This window comes from Methanocalculus alkaliphilus, assembly GCF_024170505.1.
Lineage (GTDB): Archaea > Halobacteriota > Methanomicrobia > Methanomicrobiales > Methanocorpusculaceae > Methanocalculus > Methanocalculus alkaliphilus.
The window spans coordinates 36,934-54,686 of sequence record NZ_JALJYG010000014.1 but is presented as its reverse complement, the minus strand read 5'-3'; the positions used below and the strand labels follow the sequence as shown (position 1 = coordinate 54,686).

Sequence of the window (17,753 nt, the reverse complement as noted above, 5' to 3'; positions counted from 1 at the left end):
ATCTTATTTGAAGGAGGAAGAGGAAAAACGGCAGAATGTACAACGGGATGGTATGGGGAGAGGAGGATTCGAAGTTAGAAAATCACAAAGTCAGGTCATCGGAGATGGATTTGTCTCGATGAACCAGAGTGCGATTGCGGCATCCAGCTACTCATATGCCCTCCGTTTTGACCAGAATGATACGACCATCATCAGGAGACAGGCAGAGGCCCTCTACTCGCTTCATGAATACGAGGAGGCTGCCGTCCTCTACTCGCATGCGGCATCGATTGATCCCACCTCCCCCGACTACCTTACCGGCCTTGGACGCTGTTACCTGATGGCCGGGGATCCCTCCGCAGCCGAGGCCGCCTTTACAAAAGCCCTCTCCCTCTCACCCGGTGAACCCGCCGCTCTCCATAGCAGGGCGGTCACCCTCCTTGCGGAAGGGCGCTATACCGAAGCCATTGCAGATCTCGATGCCCTCGTTGCAGCATATCCTGACAGTGCACGGGCACGGATGTACCGGGGGGATGCGTACATGCACATAACACAGAGTTATGAGACTGAGATGAGGGATGCCCATTCCGCTCCGGGATCCGGCTTCTCAGCCGGTATGGCAGGCAGAACGACGAGGCTGACAGGAGAGGCATCGAATGCGTATATGAAGGCGATGGAAGACTACCAGAAGGCGATGGAGCTCGATCCACGCCTCACCCCGGTGATCACCATGAAGGTGATGGCGCAGTACCGGTCCCAGGCAGAGACATATTCGATGATCATCGGATCGCTCTGACCTCCTTTTTTCCTCTGCGCGCAACCGGGCTGATCACGAATAGCCCTTCGTTAATAGCCGTATTTTCCTCGCATCATTCCATATGATATTTATGCTTCTCGTACCTTCTTCTATGGAAGGCATTCCGAACATGGAGGTATAAAAAACATGGATATCATCTATTTAGCACCTCTTGCTGCCCTTATCGCCCTTGCATTTGCGGGCTTCTCCTTCATCACGGTGAAGAAAGAGGGTACAGGAACAGAGGTGATGCAGAAGATCGCCGCCGCCATTCATCTCGGCGCCATGGTCTATCTGAATCGCCAGTATCGTGCAATTGCTGTATTCGTCGTTGTACTGGCGATCGTATTGGCAGTTGGAATATCCCCGCTCACCGCAGCGACGTTCGTCCTTGGTGCACTCCTCTCCGCAACAGCCGGTTATATCGGTATGTACACGGCGACCGCAGCGAATGTACGAACCACCAATGCAGCCCGCCGCGGGATCGCTGAGGCGTTCCGTGTCTCGTTTGCAAGCGGTTCCGTCATGGGAATGGCCGTTGTCGGTCTTGGTCTTCTTGGTCTCTCCCTCGCCTATCTTGGTCTCTCAGCAATGGGTCTTCCCCAGGCCGAGGTTCTCTCGACGGTGACAGGATTTGGTCTTGGTGCCTCATCGATTGCGCTCTTTGCCCGTGTTGGTGGAGGTATCTTCACCAAGGCAGCTGACGTCGGTGCAGATCTCGTCGGCAAGGTCGAGGCAGGCATCCCTGAGGACGACCCACGAAACCCGGCAGTCATCGCTGACAATGTCGGTGACAATGTCGGTGACGTCGCCGGTATGGGCGCTGACCTGTATGAGAGCTACGTCGGATCCATCATCGCCGCGATGGTCCTTGGTATCACCGCGGTCCACACCGAGATGTATGCAGGCCTTGACCCGATGCAGCTCGTCCTTCTTCCGATGATGATCGCCGCACTTGGTATCTTCTCAGCTATCATCGGATCGTTCTTCGTCAGGACGAACAAGACCGATATGACTGCTATTCACATGGCATTCAACAAAGGTCTCATCGTTGCAATCGTCCTTATCGTCCTTGCGACATATTTCCTTGTCACAACCCTCGTCGGACCTGAATATATCGGTATCTTCTATGCCGCCATTGCCGGTCTCATCGCAGGGTTTGCCATCGGTCTCGTCACAGAGTATTACACATCCTATGACAGGGCACCGACACTCTCGATTGCAAAGTCATGTCAGACAGGTTCAGCAACGAACATCATCAGCGGATTTGCAAAGGGCATGGAGTCGACCGTCTTCCCGGTCTTCTTCGTGGCAATTGCAATCACCATCTCCTACCACTTCGCAGGCCTCTATGGTATAGCCATCGCCGCAGTTGGTATGCTCTCGACCCTCGGTCTCTCCCTTGCCGTCGATGCATACGGACCGGTCGCTGACAATGCAGGCGGTATTGCTGAGATGTCACACCAGGATCCAAAGGTCCGTGTCATCACCGATACCCTTGATGCAGTCGGCAACACCACCGCCGCCATCGGCAAAGGCTTCGCCATCGGATCCGCAGCGCTCACCGCACTCGCCCTCTTCTCTGCATACACCCTTGCAGTCGGGCTTGAGATAATCGATGTCACCAATCCGATGGTCTTCGTCGGTATGCTCATCGGTGCAATGCTACCGTTCCTCTTCTGTGCACTCACCATGACCGCGGTCGGAAAGGCTGCCTATGCAGTCGTCATCGAGGTCAGGAGGCAGTTCAAGGAGATCGCCGGTATCATGGAGGAGAAAGCCGATCCGGACTATGCAGCATGTATTGCAATCTCCACAAACGCTGCCCTTCGTGAGATGATCGCACCTGGTGTTCTCGCGGTCCTTGCCCCGCTTCTTGTCGGGTACTTCCTCGGCCCCGCAGCACTCGGTGGTCTCCTTGCAGGGTCGCTTGTTGCAGGTTTCTCACTTGCAATCACCATGGCAAACGCCGGTGGTGCATGGGACAATGCAAAGAAATACATCGAACAGGGCAACTATGGTGGAAAGGGTTCAGATGCCCACAAGGCAGCTGTCGTCGGTGATACCGTCGGTGACCCATTCAAAGACACCTCAGGTCCTGCTATCAACATCCTGCTGAAGCTGATGTCGATGGTGGCTCTTGTCTTTGCCCCGCTCCTCATCCTCCTCTGAGGATGAAGCATCATTTTTCTCTTTTTCTCTTCTGTCATCATCCCGGATGACGATCAGTCCAAAGCTCTGTTTTGTCGTGTTGCCTCTTTGCGCACCGAGGGTGGGCACTCACAATCATACAACGAGAAAATTTTTCTATCAGGAGAACCTTCCCGGAACCGATGGGTATGATGTCCAGACAGGAAGAACTTCTCTCCCTCCTGAGAAATCCCGCAACCGGAGAGCCCCTCGACTATGAGGATGAGAGACTGATAGATCGCGTCTCGGGGGAGCAGTTCACCATTCGGGATGGGATACCGGTGATCCTTCGATCCGATGATGTGGCCGGGTGGAACAGAACGGCGCAGAGAGGATATGACTGGCTGAGCCTGGTGTATGATTTCATGTATCGGTTTAATATCGGCAACATCGGGAACTGGCTGAATGAGATTGCCGCCATCATTGAGATCCAACCGGGAGACCGTGTTCTTGAGACCTCTGTCGGAACCGGCCAGCAGTTTCGAAATCTCCACAACCATGGTGTCGATGCCCGGTTCTACGGAAATGACATCTCATTTGGCATGCTGCGAAGGTGCAGGAAGAATCAGAGGAGGTGGGGGATCGATATTGGCTGTGTTCAGGGGAATGCAGAAGCACTCCCCTTTGGAGATGCATTGTTTGAGGTCGTCTACCATATCGGCGGCATCAACTTCTTCAATGATAAGGAGAGGGCCATCAACGAGATGATCCGGGTTGCACAACCCGGGGGCAGAATCCATATCTGTGATGAATCGGCAAAATTTAAGGAGAGATCCCATCTTTTTGGCCGATTCATGCCTGATTCCGATACAGGGGTCTATGATCCCCCTGAGAGGTTCATCCCCGATACGATGGTCGATCTGACGACTCGCCAGCTATGGGATGGGCTCTTCTGGATGGTCTCCTTTCAGAAGCCGGAAGAGGAGGTCTCCCGCAACTGAAATCACCGGCATGGTGCCGGATATACATCAGGCGGGCCTGAAAAAAATGGATGAACGCCCGTCTCACGCCGCGATACCAAGGTACCAGGTTGCAATCGAGAAGTAGATGAGAACCCCGGTGATATCCGCAAACGAGGTGACGAGGGGTGTGCTCGCCACCGCCGGGTCCTTGTTCAGGCGGGTCAGGAGGAAGGGAAGCGTCATCCCGATGAGAGATCCGACGATGACGATCAGCATCATCGAGAGCCCGACCACAACGGCAATCTCAGGACCTCCCCGGAAGATGCCAAGTACCATCACCGCCCCGGCGAGACTGACACCAAGCGCCAGGGCGATGAATACCTCACGCCCGATGAGCCGTGCCCAGTCTCCTGCTTCGACATCACCGGTTGCAAGAGACCTGACCATCAGGGTCGCCGACTGTGATCCTGCATTTCCTCCGCTATCGATTAAGAGAGGGAGGAAGAAGACGAGTACGACATACGCAGCGATCGTCTCCTCGAAGTACGCAATACCTGCCCCGGAAAAAACATTCATCAGGACGAGGACGAGAAGCCAGGGGAGCCGTTTCCGATAGAGAATACCGATGGTAGCATCCTTGACGCTCATCCCGATATCGCGGACCGACCCGATCTTGAGGAAGTCCTCGGTACCCTCCTCTTCGAGGAGATCGATGACATCATCGAAGGTGATCGATCCAACAAGCCTGTCCTCTCCATCAAGGACCGCTATTGCAAAGAGGTCATATTCAGCAACGAGGTCTGCAGCCCGTATCCGTGGCTCGGTTGTTCTGACGAAGAGGCCGGGTTCTGTTGCAATCTCTCCGATCCTGACATCCGGGGTCGTCTTGAGAAGACTGCCCAGGCTGATATATCCGCGATATACCCTCCCCGGACCGATGACATAGATGACGCCCATCTCATCAGGGCGGAGCGGGCTGGTATGAAGCCTTGCCAGCACCTCCCCAATGGTTGAATTCTCATGGAATGCAAGGTACCGGGAGGTCATGAACCGCCCGGAGCTCCCTGCGGGATATCCGAGGAGATGGCTGACTGCTGCCGCATCTCCGGGCTTCATCTCAGCAAGGATTCGTTTGGCGATCTTTGCAGGAAGCTCTTCAAACAACCGTGTCTGGTCATCGGGATCGAGCGATTCGACAAGGCTGAGTGTCTCCGGATCCTCCATCAGGCCGATAAGCCGGGCCTGTTGTTCGGGATCAAGCGACTCGAAGACATCAAGGGCCGTATTCTTCTCAAGGAGACGGAAGAAGATGGCGTAGTCTGCATCCTCCATCTCAGAGAAGAGATCTGCAGCTTCGACCCTGGAGAGCTCTTTTGCGTAATTCCGAAGCCCTTTCCAGTCTCTCAGGGAGAGTAACTCCCGAATTCTGTCCCCGTGCATTCCCCTGTCCTCCGGTATCCGGAGATTATGCTGTATGGATATAAGAGGGTTTTGGAGGCTGGATTGCCATATCGGATGATATTATTGCTCAAATTGACGATCATCGATAGGTGCGGAACGATTCGAAGTCTTGGGCATCTTTTTCTTCCACGCATCCCAATCTCTCATGATAATAGAGGTGCCCCATGAAACGATCATATTACATGCTGATTCTTCTTCTCCTTGGCGTCACGGCAACCGCCGGATGCATGATGGCAGATACATCCCCGTACGTCCAGAATGGGTGGAGCGAGATGGTGGTGTATGAGAGCGCAGTTCAAAATGAACGATCTGCATTTGCCTATGATACAAAGACAGGCTTTGTCGATGCACAGGTGATCCGGGAGGGAGAGATCTCTCTGCAGAGCCGGGATCCACGGCTGACGGCAGATGAGATCACAGATATAACAGAGCGGTATAACGGCCGTATCCAGTCCCTCACCATCAACTCCGCCGGGGTGCGGGATGGAAAACAGCGCTATTATGTCGAGGCGATCCTCAGGGTTCCACCCCAATCCTTTGATGCGGTGATGCAGGAGATTGAAGGTACCGGCACGCTCACCCACAGGCAGATACGGGAGCGGGATGTCACGGCAGAATATACCGATCTCCATGCCGAGAAGCGATCACTACAACGGCAGGTTGAGCGATATGATGATCTCCTTGGAAAGGCAGTGACGGTTGAGGAGATACTGAATGTCCAGACAGCCCGTGACACCGCTCAGAGAAACCTGGATATCGTGACAGGGAGGCTCAATCTCCTCGAATCACGGATCGATGAAGCGAAGATTACCGTATCGATCAGGGAAGCCCCTAGCGTCGGTGTAGATTCGGGCTTTACCGCTTCAGGAGTTCTTAATGCCGGTATAGCAGCATTTATGGGGGTTATTGTCATCCTGATCGTCGCCGCCTTCGCCCTCCTCCCGCTTGCTGTTATCGGGGGGATCGTCTGGCTCATTCTCAGGCGTCGGAAGGGATGATCTCCTAAATTCTCACAATCTTTTCAGCTTTTTTGATATCGAGGCTCAGGTCCGCGTTCCGGACGGAATGGGTCAGCCATCCGGAGGAGACGAGATCAACCTCGCATCCTGCATAGGATCCCGCGTTCTTCGGCGTGATCCCTCCGGAAAGCTCAATTGTCACCCTCTCACGAAGCCCTGCTTCTTTGAGGAGGTCAATGGTCTTCATCACGGTCTTTGGACTCATGTTGTCGAGGAGAATAATGTCTGCACCAGCGGATGCGGCGATGATCGCATCCTCGGGCCTCTCCACCTCACACTCGATCACCCTGAATGCCGAGAAGGCCTTTGCACGCCGGATCGCCTCATCAATCCCGGCGATGGCGAGATGATTATCTTTTATCAGGATAGCATCCGAGAGGGAGTACCGGTGCGGCTCTCCCCCCCCGATCCGGATCGCTTTTTTGTCAAAGAACCGAAGGCCCGGAGCGGTCTTCCGGGTCCCGGCGATCCGTGCTCCGGGCATCGCCGATTCGATCACCCGCCCGAACCGGCTGGTTGCGGTCGCAATCCCTGACATCCTCCCCATCAGGTTCAGAACCGTCCGTTCAGCGGCGAGGATCCCATGAACAGGCCCGGTCATGGTGAGGATGGTCTGGTTGGGATCTGCCCATTCTCCCTCGGGTATGGCAGCGTCTGCCCGGACACCGCATTCGTTAAAGAGGAATACCGCCTCCTCAATACCGGCGATCACCATCGTCTCCCGTGCGATGATCACTGCCCGGCCCTCGGTTTGTGGGATCGTCGCTTCTGATGTGATATCCCCGAAGGGGAGATCCTCTGCCAGAAACCTCCGGAGCGAATCCTCCATCATCATCCTCTCACCGCCGGATCCGGATCATCCGTTCGACCGCCCGTTTCGCCGGCCCAAGGACATCCTCATCGATGATCACTTCATGAACACCATTCTGAAGGGAACGGAGGAGATCTTCCCGCTTCGTCTTCTTCATATCCTCACAGACCGCATCCTCGGGGAGGAGAAATTCCCGATCCGGATAGAGGCTTCTGAGCCGGTATCCCATCTCGCGCTCTGTACAGACGAACCAGCTATCGCACTCATCAGCATGCCTCACCATCCCACCGGTCGATGTGACGAGATCAGAGATCTCCTGAACCTCGGGGCGGCATTCGGGATGGCAGACGATCCGGCACCCATGGGAGCGTGCCTCTTCTACCTGGTCGACGGTGAAGGCTGTATGGACATAGCAGTGCCCTTCGGGGGGAAGCGGGATGATATCCTTCTCAGGAACCTGCTTCTGCACAAAGGAGGCGAGGTTTGCATCCGGCCCAAAGAGGATCGTCTTCTCCGGTAGTGATCTGACGACATCGGCGGCATTTGCTGATGTACAGGTGATATCGGCTACAGCTTTGACGGCTGCTGTTGAGTTGACGTAGACGACGACGGCCGCATCAGGATGCTTCTTTCGCGCCTCCAGCACCATCTCCGGGGTGAGATGATCGGCGAGCGGGCATCCGGCATCCGGGACCGGAATCAGGACAGTCTTTTCAGGGGAGAGGAGCTTTGCTGTCTCGGCCATGAAGAGGACCCCACAGACGATCAGCACGGACTCCTGAGCTTCAGATGCCTTTACTGCGAGCTCTAGGCTGTCGCCAACGATATCCGCAACATCCTGGATCTCGGGCAGCTGGTAATTATGTGCCAGGATGAGGGCATTCCTCTCCTCCTTCAGCTTTCGTATCTCTTCATCTGTTGTCATGTGCCGATCACCAGCGGGTTATCAAGATTTTCAAGCAGTGTCAGTATCGAGAGTGCGGCAAGATAGCTTGTTGCAGGGTTGTCAGGGCTTGGAATATTTCGTACCCTGATATACGCATCCCCAAATTCACCCTCGATGAAGATTTCATGGATATTTCGATCCGCTTTGGGATCGACCCAGAGTTCAACATCGACCTCATGGCCGGCGGCAAGGGTCAATGCCTCAGAGACGTTGACGTTCTTTGGGTAATCCCTGATGCATTCATGTGCCTTTCCCGAGAAGATCATCGTCGGTGCATCGGCCCTGATGGAGAGGGATGCCGGACTCTTCGTCGTCCTGAGGAGGAAGGTATCAATGGCCGATATCTGCCCGACCTTGATGTTGTCAAGGCCCATCACCGCACCGGATGGGACATAGATCTTCCTGCCCATCTCTTTTGCTCTCCTGACAAGCCGTTCACGGAAATCCGTATCCGAGAGGGCCCCCACACTCATCACCACAAAGTCACGGCCGGATCTGAGTATCGCCTCCCCATACTCCTGCGCGGCGGCAACCGAGGCTGCTTCGACGACGATATCAAAGTCTGCTGAGAGAAATGTTGTAAAATCGGTATAGGCATGGGCGTCGGATGCTGCCGCCAGCTCGTCTGCCCGTGCCTCAATCTGGTCATAGACTGCTGTTATACTGAATGATTTCTGGTGTTTTGCGATGATATGCCCGATATTGCCACACCCGAGCAGTCCAACGGTGATCATTGGTTATGGTATTGCTTCTTTTCAGTATAAACGATTCTGGTCACTGAAGCCGATGGATGGAGGGATCATGGAGGCTTTACTTCTTCTTCTCTTTCTTTACCTTCTTTTCATTCTTCTTCTGCTTTTTACCCTTCTTCTTCTCTTTCTTTGCCTTCTTCTCTTCCTTCTTCTGCTTTTTATCCTTCTTTGGACTCTTCTCCCCTTCTTCCTTCAGGACAATCTTCTCATCACTTCCAGGAGTCTCCTCTTTCTTCTCTCCATTCCTGGCATGGATCATGATGAGCATCATCTTGAACCGGTGAACCGGCCGGACTGCATGGGGGATATCCGCCGGCATGATGATCATCTCCCCCTCCCTGAGGTGATGGGCTGTTCCGGCGATGGTGATCTCGGCCTCTCCATCGAGAGAGAAGGCAAGGGCATCAAAGGGTGCGGTATGCTCTGAGAGGCCCTGGCCTTCATCGAAGGCAAAGAGTGTTACCGTCCCCTGCCTGCTCATCATCACCATCCGCGATACAATCGTCTCGGACTGATAGGTGATCATATCACGGGGCCTGATCGGAACTCCGATGATTGCGTCGTCTCTCGCTTCTGACATAGATGAGAAGTGGTGTTGTCCGCATATCAAGCTTCTGATATATCCATTTCTCGCCCTGATGGAATGATTACCTGATGAGAGAAGCTCATTCCAAATATAGAAAAACCAGATCCCTTCAATCTCTTTTTCCGCCATTTGACCTCCTCTGATAGGGAAACAAAATAAAATTTCTAAATCAATATAATTCCAAATAAACCATGATTTTTGAAAATGACTAATATTTGGCTTTTACATCACCTTTAAGAAGGCGAAGATCGTACTACTAGTGAGTTGAACGTATTATGGAACTATCTTCACATAACCCAAAATCCGGAGAATATCACAACTCGATAGGTGAGGATGCACCACAGTGGAGGGACTGGCGCTGGCAGATAGCCCACACCGTCAGGAGCCTCTCGATGCTTGAGAAGGTTCTTGGCATCACCTTCCCCCCCGAAGAGCGGAAGAAGCTCCAGAAGACGATCGATACGTTCCCTCTTGCCGCAACCCCGTACTACCTCTCGCTCATCAAGGCCGAGGACTATGCCAATGACCCCATCTTCCGGCAGGCCGTTCCTGTTCCGGATGAACTCAGAGTGGATGAGTGCGAGTTTGAGGATCCCCTTGCTGAGGATAGTGACAGCCCGGTTCCGGGGATCACCCACCGGTACCCGGATCGTGTCCTCTTCCTCGTCTCAAATGTCTGTGCAATGTACTGCCGCCACTGCACACGAAAGCGGAGAGTAGGAGATCGGGACAGAATCCCGACATGGGAGGAGATGGAGGCGGGCATCACCTATATTCGGGAGCATCCCGAGGTCCGGGATGTCCTCCTCTCAGGTGGTGATCCACTCATGCTCCCCGATGATCTCCTTGATCGAATCCTCACCGAACTGCGGGCGATTCCCCACGTCGAGGTGATCCGGATCGGATCGCGGACCCCTGTCGTCCTTCCATTCAGAATAACCGATGGTCTGGTGAATGTCCTCAAAAAACATCAGCCGATCTGGCTCAATACCCATTTCAATCATCCCCAGGAGATCACGCCGAGTGCGGAGAAGGCACTTGCAAAACTTGCGGATGCCGGGATTCCCCTCGGCAACCAGTCGGTTCTCCTTGCCGGAGTGAACGACTGCCCGAGGATCATGAAGTCGCTCGTCCAGAAGCTTGTCAAAAACAGGGTCAGGCCGTACTATCTCTACCAGTGTGATCTCTCTGAGGGTCTCTCGCACTTCCGGACCCCGGTCGGGAAGGGGATTGAGATCATGGAGAATCTCATCGGCCATACGAGCGGCTTTGCGGTTCCAACCTACGTCATCGATGCACCCGGGGGCGGCGGGAAGATCCCGGTGATGCCGACATATCTGATATCATACTCTACCAACAAGGTGATCCTCAGGAACTTCGAAGGGGTGATCAGCACCTACCGGGAGCCTGATAACTATACCTCGATCTTCTGTGATCGCAACTGCAAGGACTGTTCACTCCAGCTGAAACTCGAGTCCGGGGACGAGCAGCATGTCGTCGGGATCGCAAAGCTCCTCTCGGACTATGACGAGGCGACGGCGCTCGTCCCAGCCGACTCGGAGCGGATGGCACGGAGAGAGGATGACGAGGAGTGATCCGGTCATCAGGGTAGGCCGAAGCCTCATCCAGCATGGAAGATACAACAACCGGATCTACCTGATGAAACTTGATCCCGGGGATACCGATCGCATCATCGGGTGGATACGGGGAACACTTGAGGAAGAGGGATATACCAAGGTCTTCGCAAAGATTCCACAATCTGCTTCACCTGAATTTGAGAGGGAGGGGTTTGGGGTTGAGGCGGAGATCCCCGGCTACTTCAGTGATGGCGATTCCTGCCTCTTCATGGGGAAGTACACCGATCCCTCGCGGAGGGAGTACCATGAGGAGGGGGTGGCTGCAACAGTCCGGACTGCGCTTGAACGGGCAGATTCAGGCCATCATCCATTGAAGGAGGGATATCTGATTCATGAGGCGGACGCCTCCGATGCAGAGGCGCTGGCCGGGCTCTATGGAACGGTCTTTCCGAGCTACCCGTTTCCGATAGATGATCCCGGCTTCATACGAGATTCAATACAGAGCGGGGAGACCCGGTTCTTCATGATGATGCACGGGGAGACTCTCCTCGCCGCCGCCTCCGCAGAACTCGACCCGGACTCCGGAACGGTCGAGATGACCGATTTTGCGACCCTCCCGGAGGCGAGGGGGCTCGGTGCCGCCGGGGTCCTCCTTGGACATATGGAGGTGATTGTACGGGATGACGGCTATCATCTGGCATACACCATCTGCCGTGGGGAGGAGCCTCCGGTGAATATCCTCTTTGCACGCGGAGGGTACCGGTTTGCCGGCACGCTCCCGAACAATACCCGGATTGGGGAGGGATGTGAGAGTATGAATGTCTGGTATCGATCCCTTCTTACGAACCCATCCTCTGATTGACCATCTCCAGACCACCTTCAAGCGACTCCACCATCTCCCCGACACAGGTCTCATTGCCAAGGCCGATCATCTCCATCGCATCGTTGAATATATCGATCAGGGCCCGTCCGAGGTCGGTGAGCCAGCCGACGAACTCCCCGAGCCCTTCCATGCTCCCGGTGGGGGCAGAGGGATATTCTGCCGCTGAAACGACACCGGTGCAGAGGATACAGAGGAGAACGGGTATCAAAAGAATACGATACAACTCCATACAGTATACTCTCAATCCATAACGATAATACAACTGGTCATCGTAGTAGTCATTTATGCATACTGCGGATCTGCGGGCAGGGATCGATATCGGTGCGACCTGGATACGTGGGGGGCTCATCGATCGGCATGGCTCCCTCTCCTCTCTCCTCCGGGTCCCGACCCCGACTGCCGGCAGCTCAAGTCTGGTCGTGACAGAGGCGGTGAGTACGATCCTCGATGAGATCCTCCCAAAAACACCTCCGGGTACAGGAATCGGGATCGCCTCTGCCGGTCCCCTGGATCTCAGGTCCGGGTCGATTGTCTCCTCCCCGAATATGGCATTTGACCGGATCGAGATTGTCTCCCCGGTTGAAGAGCGGTTCGGCCGCCCCGCCACCCTCATCAATGACTGCCGGGCCGCTGCTCTCGCAGAAGAGGCGTTCGGTGCGGGCAGGGGTCGTGGAGATCTCGTCTATATCACCTTCTCATCCGGGATAGGCGGCGGTGTCATCTCCGGTGGCCGCCTCCTCTCGGGTGCGGGTGGCAACGGCGGGGAGGTCGGCCACTTCTATGTGGACGGACGGTATGGCCTCATCTGCGGCTGCGGGGGGAGAGGCCACTTTGAGGCATATGCCTCCGGGACCGGGATTCCCCGGTTCTATGCACGGTTCCTTGAGGAAGAGGGGGAGACGGCCCCTGTTTTGGACTCTGCTGATGCGATCCTCTCCTCCATGGATCCCGTCGCCTGCCGGTTCAGGAACGAGCTTGCCGCTGTCTGCGGCCGGGGGCTCTCCAGCATCATCGCCGCATATAACCCGGAGGTGATCATCTTCGACGGCCCCGTCGTACGGAACCACCCTGATTTCGTCCCTGCGATGGTGAACAGGGTGGATCGGTACCTGCCGGTTCCGGAGTGTCTGGTCAGCCCTCTTGGCGGATATGCACCGCTGATAGGTGCAGGGGTGGTTGCCTGGAGAGAGGGATCGCTGGATTGTGATCCTCTCCCGGTATCATCTCCTTAAGCCGGAGTACGTCCATACACAAACCACAGATGAATGAGACTGAGATAGAATCCATCGCCCAGGCAGGCCTTCCCCTGATGAACCCGACCACCCCGGAGATGCTCCTCCTTGCGGGCTCACTCGCCCGGCTCTCTCCCGGATCGGTCGTCTATGATATCGGCTGCGGGAACGGGACCCTGCTTGCGCTCTGGCATGAGGCATACGGGATTGCGGGGATCGGTATTGAGGAGCGGACGAGCTCGGTAGCCAGAGCCAGGAGCGAGGTATCGGGTGCGGGCGGGCAGATTCGGATCATCGAAGGGGATGGGGCTCTATGGACTCCTGAGAGAGCCGCAGACTGCACCGTCGCCCTCGGTTCTGCCTTCATCTTCGGTGGTGCCGAGGGTGCGATCCCCCGGCTTGCAGAGATGACCGCACCCGGCGGGGTGATCGTCATCGGTGATCGATACTGGCGCTCAGATCGTGTATCCCCGGAATTTGCCGTCCAATGGCCGGAGATCCCGACCGAATACGGCCTCGTCTCAGGAGCCCGGGAATGTGGCCTCACACTGGCCGGCCTCGTCCGGGCAACCGAGGCCGATCATGATGCCTACGAGAGCGCCATCTGGCAGAACTGCCTCGACTGGATGGATGCCCATCCGGACCACCCTGATCGTCCCCTTGTTGAGGAGTACCTCACCCGGATCCAGGATGAGTATCTCGTCTATGGCAGGGAGGCCTTCGGCTGGGCCTGCTGGATCTTCCGGAAGCAGGACTGAGGGCTATCGGGAGGGTGATTCATCTGGCGTTTGAATGCAACCAATGCGGCGACTGTTGCAGCCACCTCGGCCTCGTCCATCGGATTATCAAGGATCTTGGTGATCACCGGTATGTCGTGAGAAACGAGTATACCGGTGAGCGGACGACCGTTACCGTCGCCCCGGGGATGCTCCCCCTCTTCAATGACCACCGGACCTTTGCAGACCGCCCTGAAGCCTGCCCCTTCTTCCGCTTTGATGGGGAGGAAGGGAAGGGGTACTGTTCTGTCCATGCAACACGGCCTGAGATCTGCCGTGATTATGGCTGCTGGCGGATCCTCATCCTCGATCGGGATGGGAGGCGGGTTGGGAGAATCATGGCGTCACGGCACCTCGCCTCTGAGGATCCCGATCTCCTCCGGCTCTTCCGGGAAGAGATGGCTCAGCATGCAGAACTGAGTGATCCTGCATGGGAGAGGGTGGTTCTCAGGATGCTTCATACGGCAGGCTACCGTGTATACAGATAATCGTACCTTATACCAGAAGACGACACATATTTTTGAGTGCAGAAGATATCTGCCTCTGAAACAACCGGATCAACGTTCCGCAGACGAATTGCAGAGCGCCTCTTCTTCCTTGGCCCTGTTCTTATCCTTGCAATCGAGGTCTCGGGAGAGTCCGGGATCGTCGAGATCTTCGGGGCAGGGAGGGCGACGGGATACTCGCTCCTCTGGATATGTGCCGTCGCGCTCATCTATAAATATGCCTTTGCATATGGTATCGCCCGGTATACCCTCGCCACAGGAAAGACGATCTTCTCCGGCCTCCGGTCTATTCCGGGTCCCCGGAACTGGGAGGTCACCTTCATCACGATCATCTATATCCTCGAGATGATTGCGTACGGGGGATTCCTCATCATCGGGGCACATTTTCTCTATTATCTCATTCCATTCGATATCCCGATCCTGATAATTGCGATCCTGACGCTTGCTGCCATCATCGTCATTCTCTGGAAAGGATCGTATGAGCGGTTTGAACACCTGATCCTTGGGATGGTCCTCCTCCTCTTCGTCGGCTTCATCTTCAGCCTGACGGCACTCCATATCCCCTTTACTGAGGTTGCAGAGGGCTTTATCCCGTATATCCATGAGAACAATCTCCTCTGGAAGATGGCGCTTCTTGGTGCCGTCGGCGCAGGCCTGAATATCCTCCTCTATTCCGTCTGGCTCCACGAAAAGACCGGAGGGAAGCCCTGTACCGATGATCTCCCGGAGAAGATGCGGATCATCCGGGGGGATCTCCTCATCGGCTTTGGATTCATCGCATTCATGAGCTTTGTCTTCCTCTCGATTGGTGCTTCATACCAGGGGGCGCCTCACCTTGAGATGGCAAACTCTGCCGTTGCCGTCTCCGGCCATATCCTCATGACGATCCCCTATGCCGCCCCCCTCATCATCTTCTCATCATTCATCCTCCTTGCAGGCACGGTCATATCGGGAATTGACGGCAGGGCGCGTGCGGTCTGCGGAATCCTGCGGGAGGCGGGGGGTGTACAGGTAGCCCCAAAGAGGCTTTACCGTCTCATTCTCCTGGGCTTCTCTGCCATGATCTTTACTGCATTCTTCATCTCAAAACCCGAATATCTCATCAAAAACGTCTCGATCTTCTCCTCGATCCTCTTTGCGGTCATCGGGTTTGGCCTCATCTATATCGATAACAGGCTTCCAAAAAAGCACCAGGGTTCCCGGATCTGGCTTGCGGTGATGGCGGCAGGGTCCGGTCTCTATCTTCTCATAGCCCTCCTCCAGGAGAAGAGCCTGCTTGATTTTGGACTCCCACTCGTCGAGAGGCTTGCCATCGTCTTACTTGTCCTGTACTTCTTTGTTCGGTCTGATCTCGCAGAGGCGTACCGGAGGGGTGTTGCGACGAGAACCGATCTCCTCTGGCTGGTCCTTATATTTGGTATACTCTCGGTTTATGGGACATTACGGGGCTTCCAGATAGATGATGTCATCCTGAACTTCCGGGATCTTGGCCCGGTCCTTGCCGGCCTGATCGGCGGCCCCCTTGCCGGAGCGGCAGCCGGCCTGATCGGTGGAGGCTACCGGTATTCGCTTGGAGGCTGGACTGCGCTTCCCTGTGCGATCGCAACGGTCGCAGCAGGGATCATCGGGGGTGTTGCCAGAAGGTACTGGGAGACGCTCACCCCGCTCCGGCTTGCCATCCTCGGTGTCGGTGTGGAAGCCCTCCATATCCTTGTCATCTTCCCTCTCTTCACCCTGGGGTATCCGCAGTCTCAGGTTATTGATGTGATCCGGCATACCTTCCCGGCAATGTCGCTTGTCATGGTGGCGGGGCTGATCATGTATCTCATGGTCGAGGATCAGTTCAGGAGGCTCTCTGATATGAGAGATCTCGTCACCTGGGTTCGCCAGGATGTTGATCCCGACTATGATCCAAAAAAGGAAGAGTGATCAGAGATACTCTGCCTGGGCTGCAAGCACCCCGGCACTATCACCTGCTGCTGCATAGTCGGCAAGGGGTTCGGCATTCACCTCAAGGAACCTGATCCCAAACGGAACTTTTGCGAGGATCTCTTCTGCCTGCTCCCTCTCTCCCAGAATAATAAGTGCGGCTGCCAGCGCCTCGACCGAGGAGAGGACAAACGGCTTCCCGAAATTGACCGGGTTCGCCGCAACAAGGAACGGGAGTGCTCTCCTGCCCCGGAACCTCCCCATCTCCTCCCGCTCAAGCACCTCCCAGGAACAGTCGAGGGCCGTTATCGACCGGACCCATCCCCGGTCGGCGGGCGAGATGACAACTCCGGCGGTCGGGTCGAGGAGGAGGGTTCCTTTGGGTACCTGCCTCATCGAGGGGACGATCCGGATCATCCCGAAACGCTCCAGCCGCTTCACTGTACACTTTCGTGGGGCACAGGTGTTGTCACGATATGCGATCAGGGGAATCATGCTGGATAAGTACTCTGCTCTCATCTGTCATCAAAAGCCGCGATCAATCCATCTGGGATCAGGACAGATATGATCTATGTACATCATGGTTGCTCCCTGTATTCTGGATCCCACCCTCCGGGCAGAGGGGATCACACGGGAAGAGGATCTCAGGGCCTATGAACGGTGCCTCAGGCGGTGCTCGGCATTCGGGCTGGAGGTCGTCCCTCTCCCCTGCCCGGAGACGCTGTACCTTGGCAGGGACCGCCCCCCCGGGACATACACCGAACGGCTTGAGACACGTGAATTCTCTACCCTCCTCGACCGGCTCGAATCCGAGGTCCGGCAGATGATCCTTGAGAAGGGCGAGCCGCTCTGCTTCGTCGGGGTGGATTCATCACCCACATGCGGGGTGAACACCACCTGGTACAGCCCGGAGGGGAGGATAGAGCATCGCGGAGCGTTCCTCTCCAGGTTCCCTGATATCCCGGCAACAGATGTCTATGACTTTGCCCGGTACAGGGTGTACCTCGCCGCCCCGCTCTTCTCGGAAGCGGAACGGAGATACAATGAGTTCATCCGCGATATCCTTGCCACCCACTGCTTTGAGGTCTATCTCCCCCAGGAGGCGGGTGACGACTCGGCATCCCGGCATCACCAGACGATGCAGGAGATCTTTGCATCACATGCCGAGGCGCTTGGGAATACCGACTGGGTGGTTGCTATCGTCGATGGTGCGGATGCGGACTCAGGGACCGCATGGGAGATGGGGTATGCCCATGCCCTTGGCATCCCGGTTGTTGCGCTCCGGACCGACTTTCGGAGTGCAGGCCACAATGAGCATGTCAACCTGATGCTCGAACAGTCATCGACTGTGGTGACGAGAAGAGAGGACCTTCCGGCGGCACTCCTCTCCCCCCTCCATCACTGAGGC

Annotated in this window: 18 protein-coding genes; 11 read left to right on the top strand and 7 right to left on the bottom strand. The window is 55.8% G+C overall.

What is annotated here, in order from left to right; all coding sequences use genetic code 11:
- The 3 genes from J2T58_RS09420 to J2T58_RS09410 all read left to right on the top strand — a co-directional run.
- Nucleotides 1-775, top strand: a 775-nt coding sequence (locus J2T58_RS09420; RefSeq protein WP_253489244.1) for a tetratricopeptide repeat protein, incomplete at its 5' end; no start/stop codon positions are given.
- 147 nt (nucleotides 776-922) lie between these two features.
- Nucleotides 923-2,947, top strand: a complete 2,025-nt coding sequence (locus J2T58_RS09415; RefSeq protein ID WP_253489241.1) for a sodium-translocating pyrophosphatase — start codon at nucleotides 923-925, stop codon at nucleotides 2,945-2,947.
- 167 nt (nucleotides 2,948-3,114) lie between these two features.
- A complete protein-coding gene (locus tag J2T58_RS09410) occupies nucleotides 3,115-3,906 on the top strand; it encodes a methyltransferase domain-containing protein (RefSeq protein WP_253489238.1) in 792 nt (263 codons plus the stop codon).
- Nucleotides 3,907-3,969: 63 nt separating this feature from the next.
- Here J2T58_RS09410 and mgtE read toward each other — a convergent pair whose 3' ends face one another.
- Complete coding sequence (gene mgtE, locus J2T58_RS09405; protein WP_253489235.1) at nucleotides 3,970-5,307, bottom strand: magnesium transporter; 1,338 nt, start codon at nucleotides 5,305-5,307, stop codon at nucleotides 3,970-3,972.
- Nucleotides 5,308-5,492: 185 nt separating this feature from the next.
- Here mgtE and J2T58_RS09400 point away from each other — a divergent pair, with 185 nt between their 5' ends.
- A complete protein-coding gene (locus tag J2T58_RS09400; RefSeq protein ID WP_253489232.1) occupies nucleotides 5,493-6,326 on the top strand; it encodes a DUF4349 domain-containing protein in 834 nt (277 codons plus the stop codon).
- A 4-nt stretch (nucleotides 6,327-6,330) separates the two neighbouring features.
- Here J2T58_RS09400 and nadC read toward each other — a convergent pair whose 3' ends face one another.
- The 4 genes from nadC to J2T58_RS09380 all read right to left on the bottom strand — a co-directional run bounded on the left by nadC (nucleotide 6,331) and on the right by J2T58_RS09380 (nucleotide 9,436).
- Nucleotides 6,331-7,182, bottom strand: a complete 852-nt coding sequence (nadC, locus tag J2T58_RS09395) for a carboxylating nicotinate-nucleotide diphosphorylase (protein ID WP_253489229.1) — start codon at nucleotides 7,180-7,182, stop codon at nucleotides 6,331-6,333.
- 4 nt (nucleotides 7,183-7,186) lie between these two features.
- Nucleotides 7,187-8,083, bottom strand: coding sequence for a quinolinate synthase NadA (gene nadA, locus J2T58_RS09390; protein WP_253489226.1), 897 nt, complete (start codon nucleotides 8,081-8,083; stop codon nucleotides 7,187-7,189).
- Nucleotides 8,080-8,838: an aspartate dehydrogenase gene (gene nadX / locus J2T58_RS09385; protein WP_253489223.1), complete on the bottom strand. Its 759-nt coding sequence runs from the start codon at nucleotides 8,836-8,838 to the stop codon at nucleotides 8,080-8,082. The genes nadA and nadX overlap by 4 nt, the downstream gene beginning before the upstream one ends.
- A 76-nt stretch (nucleotides 8,839-8,914) precedes the next feature.
- Entirely contained in the window at nucleotides 8,915-9,436 is a 522-nt protein-coding gene (locus tag J2T58_RS09380) for a cupin domain-containing protein (RefSeq protein WP_253489220.1), read from the bottom strand.
- Between the two features lie 281 nt (nucleotides 9,437-9,717).
- Here J2T58_RS09380 and kamA point away from each other — a divergent pair, with 281 nt between their 5' ends.
- Nucleotides 9,718-11,037 (top strand): lysine 2,3-aminomutase, encoded by a 1,320-nt coding sequence (kamA, locus tag J2T58_RS09375; protein ID WP_253489216.1) that lies wholly within the window; start codon nucleotides 9,718-9,720, stop codon nucleotides 11,035-11,037.
- On the top strand, nucleotides 11,024-11,881 hold the full coding sequence (gene ablB / locus J2T58_RS09370; RefSeq protein WP_253489212.1) for a putative beta-lysine N-acetyltransferase: 858 nt from the start codon (nucleotides 11,024-11,026) through the stop codon (nucleotides 11,879-11,881). Before kamA ends, ablB begins: the two co-directional genes overlap by 14 nt.
- On the opposite strand, the gene J2T58_RS09365 is transcribed toward ablB, so the two are convergent.
- Complete coding sequence (locus tag J2T58_RS09365) at nucleotides 11,859-12,131, bottom strand: hypothetical protein (RefSeq protein WP_253489209.1); 273 nt, start codon at nucleotides 12,129-12,131, stop codon at nucleotides 11,859-11,861. The genes ablB and J2T58_RS09365 overlap by 23 nt on opposite strands.
- 55 nt (nucleotides 12,132-12,186) lie before the next feature.
- On the opposite strand from J2T58_RS09365, the gene J2T58_RS09360 reads away from it, so the two are divergent.
- From J2T58_RS09360 to J2T58_RS11240, 4 genes are read left to right on the top strand one after another with little or no spacing between them, the layout of a single operon-like run.
- Entirely contained in the window at nucleotides 12,187-13,134 is a 948-nt protein-coding gene (locus J2T58_RS09360; RefSeq protein ID WP_253489206.1) for an ROK family protein, read from the top strand.
- 29 nt (nucleotides 13,135-13,163) lie between these two features.
- Nucleotides 13,164-13,892 carry an SAM-dependent methyltransferase gene (locus J2T58_RS09355; protein WP_253489204.1) on the top strand — a complete coding sequence of 243 codons (729 nt, stop codon included), beginning with the start codon at nucleotides 13,164-13,166 and terminating at the stop codon, nucleotides 13,890-13,892.
- Between the two features lie 14 nt (nucleotides 13,893-13,906).
- Nucleotides 13,907-14,398 (top strand): YkgJ family cysteine cluster protein, encoded by a 492-nt coding sequence (locus J2T58_RS09350; protein WP_253489202.1) that lies wholly within the window; start codon nucleotides 13,907-13,909, stop codon nucleotides 14,396-14,398.
- 36 nt (nucleotides 14,399-14,434) lie between these two features.
- A complete protein-coding gene (locus J2T58_RS11240; protein WP_253489201.1) occupies nucleotides 14,435-16,345 on the top strand; it encodes an Nramp family divalent metal transporter in 1,911 nt (636 codons plus the stop codon).
- Here the strand turns inward: J2T58_RS11240 and J2T58_RS09340 are convergent, their stop codons facing one another.
- Complete coding sequence (locus J2T58_RS09340; RefSeq protein WP_253489200.1) at nucleotides 16,346-16,840, bottom strand: DUF367 family protein; 495 nt, start codon at nucleotides 16,838-16,840, stop codon at nucleotides 16,346-16,348.
- Nucleotides 16,841-16,916: 76 nt separating this feature from the next.
- Between J2T58_RS09340 and J2T58_RS09335 the strand changes: the two genes are divergently transcribed.
- Nucleotides 16,917-17,750, top strand: a complete 834-nt coding sequence (locus J2T58_RS09335) for a nucleoside 2-deoxyribosyltransferase (protein WP_253489196.1) — start codon at nucleotides 16,917-16,919, stop codon at nucleotides 17,748-17,750.
- Nucleotides 17,751-17,753: the final 3 nt, after the last annotated feature.

Coding starts and splice junctions, on each gene's coding strand:
- J2T58_RS09415 (WP_253489241.1), top strand. CDS start 923: ATGGATATCATCTATTTAGCACCTCTTGCTGCCCTTATCGCCCTTGCA.
- J2T58_RS09410 (WP_253489238.1), top strand. CDS start 3,115: ATGATGTCCAGACAGGAAGAACTTCTCTCCCTCCTGAGAAATCCCGCA.
- mgtE (WP_253489235.1), bottom strand. CDS start 5,307: ATGCACGGGGACAGAATTCGGGAGTTACTCTCCCTGAGAGACTGGAAA.
- J2T58_RS09400 (WP_253489232.1), top strand. CDS start 5,493: ATGAAACGATCATATTACATGCTGATTCTTCTTCTCCTTGGCGTCACG.
- nadC (WP_253489229.1), bottom strand. CDS start 7,182: ATGATGATGGAGGATTCGCTCCGGAGGTTTCTGGCAGAGGATCTCCCC.
- nadA (WP_253489226.1), bottom strand. CDS start 8,083: ATGACAACAGATGAAGAGATACGAAAGCTGAAGGAGGAGAGGAATGCC.
- nadX (WP_253489223.1), bottom strand. CDS start 8,838: ATGATCACCGTTGGACTGCTCGGGTGTGGCAATATCGGGCATATCATC.
- J2T58_RS09380 (WP_253489220.1), bottom strand. CDS start 9,436: ATGTCAGAAGCGAGAGACGACGCAATCATCGGAGTTCCGATCAGGCCC.
- kamA (WP_253489216.1), top strand. CDS start 9,718: ATGGAACTATCTTCACATAACCCAAAATCCGGAGAATATCACAACTCG.
- ablB (WP_253489212.1), top strand. CDS start 11,024: ATGACGAGGAGTGATCCGGTCATCAGGGTAGGCCGAAGCCTCATCCAG.
- J2T58_RS09365 (WP_253489209.1), bottom strand. CDS start 12,131: ATGGAGTTGTATCGTATTCTTTTGATACCCGTTCTCCTCTGTATCCTC.
- J2T58_RS09360 (WP_253489206.1), top strand. CDS start 12,187: ATGCATACTGCGGATCTGCGGGCAGGGATCGATATCGGTGCGACCTGG.
- J2T58_RS09355 (WP_253489204.1), top strand. CDS start 13,164: ATGAATGAGACTGAGATAGAATCCATCGCCCAGGCAGGCCTTCCCCTG.
- J2T58_RS09340 (WP_253489200.1), bottom strand. CDS start 16,840: ATGATTCCCCTGATCGCATATCGTGACAACACCTGTGCCCCACGAAAG.
- J2T58_RS09335 (WP_253489196.1), top strand. CDS start 16,917: ATGTACATCATGGTTGCTCCCTGTATTCTGGATCCCACCCTCCGGGCA.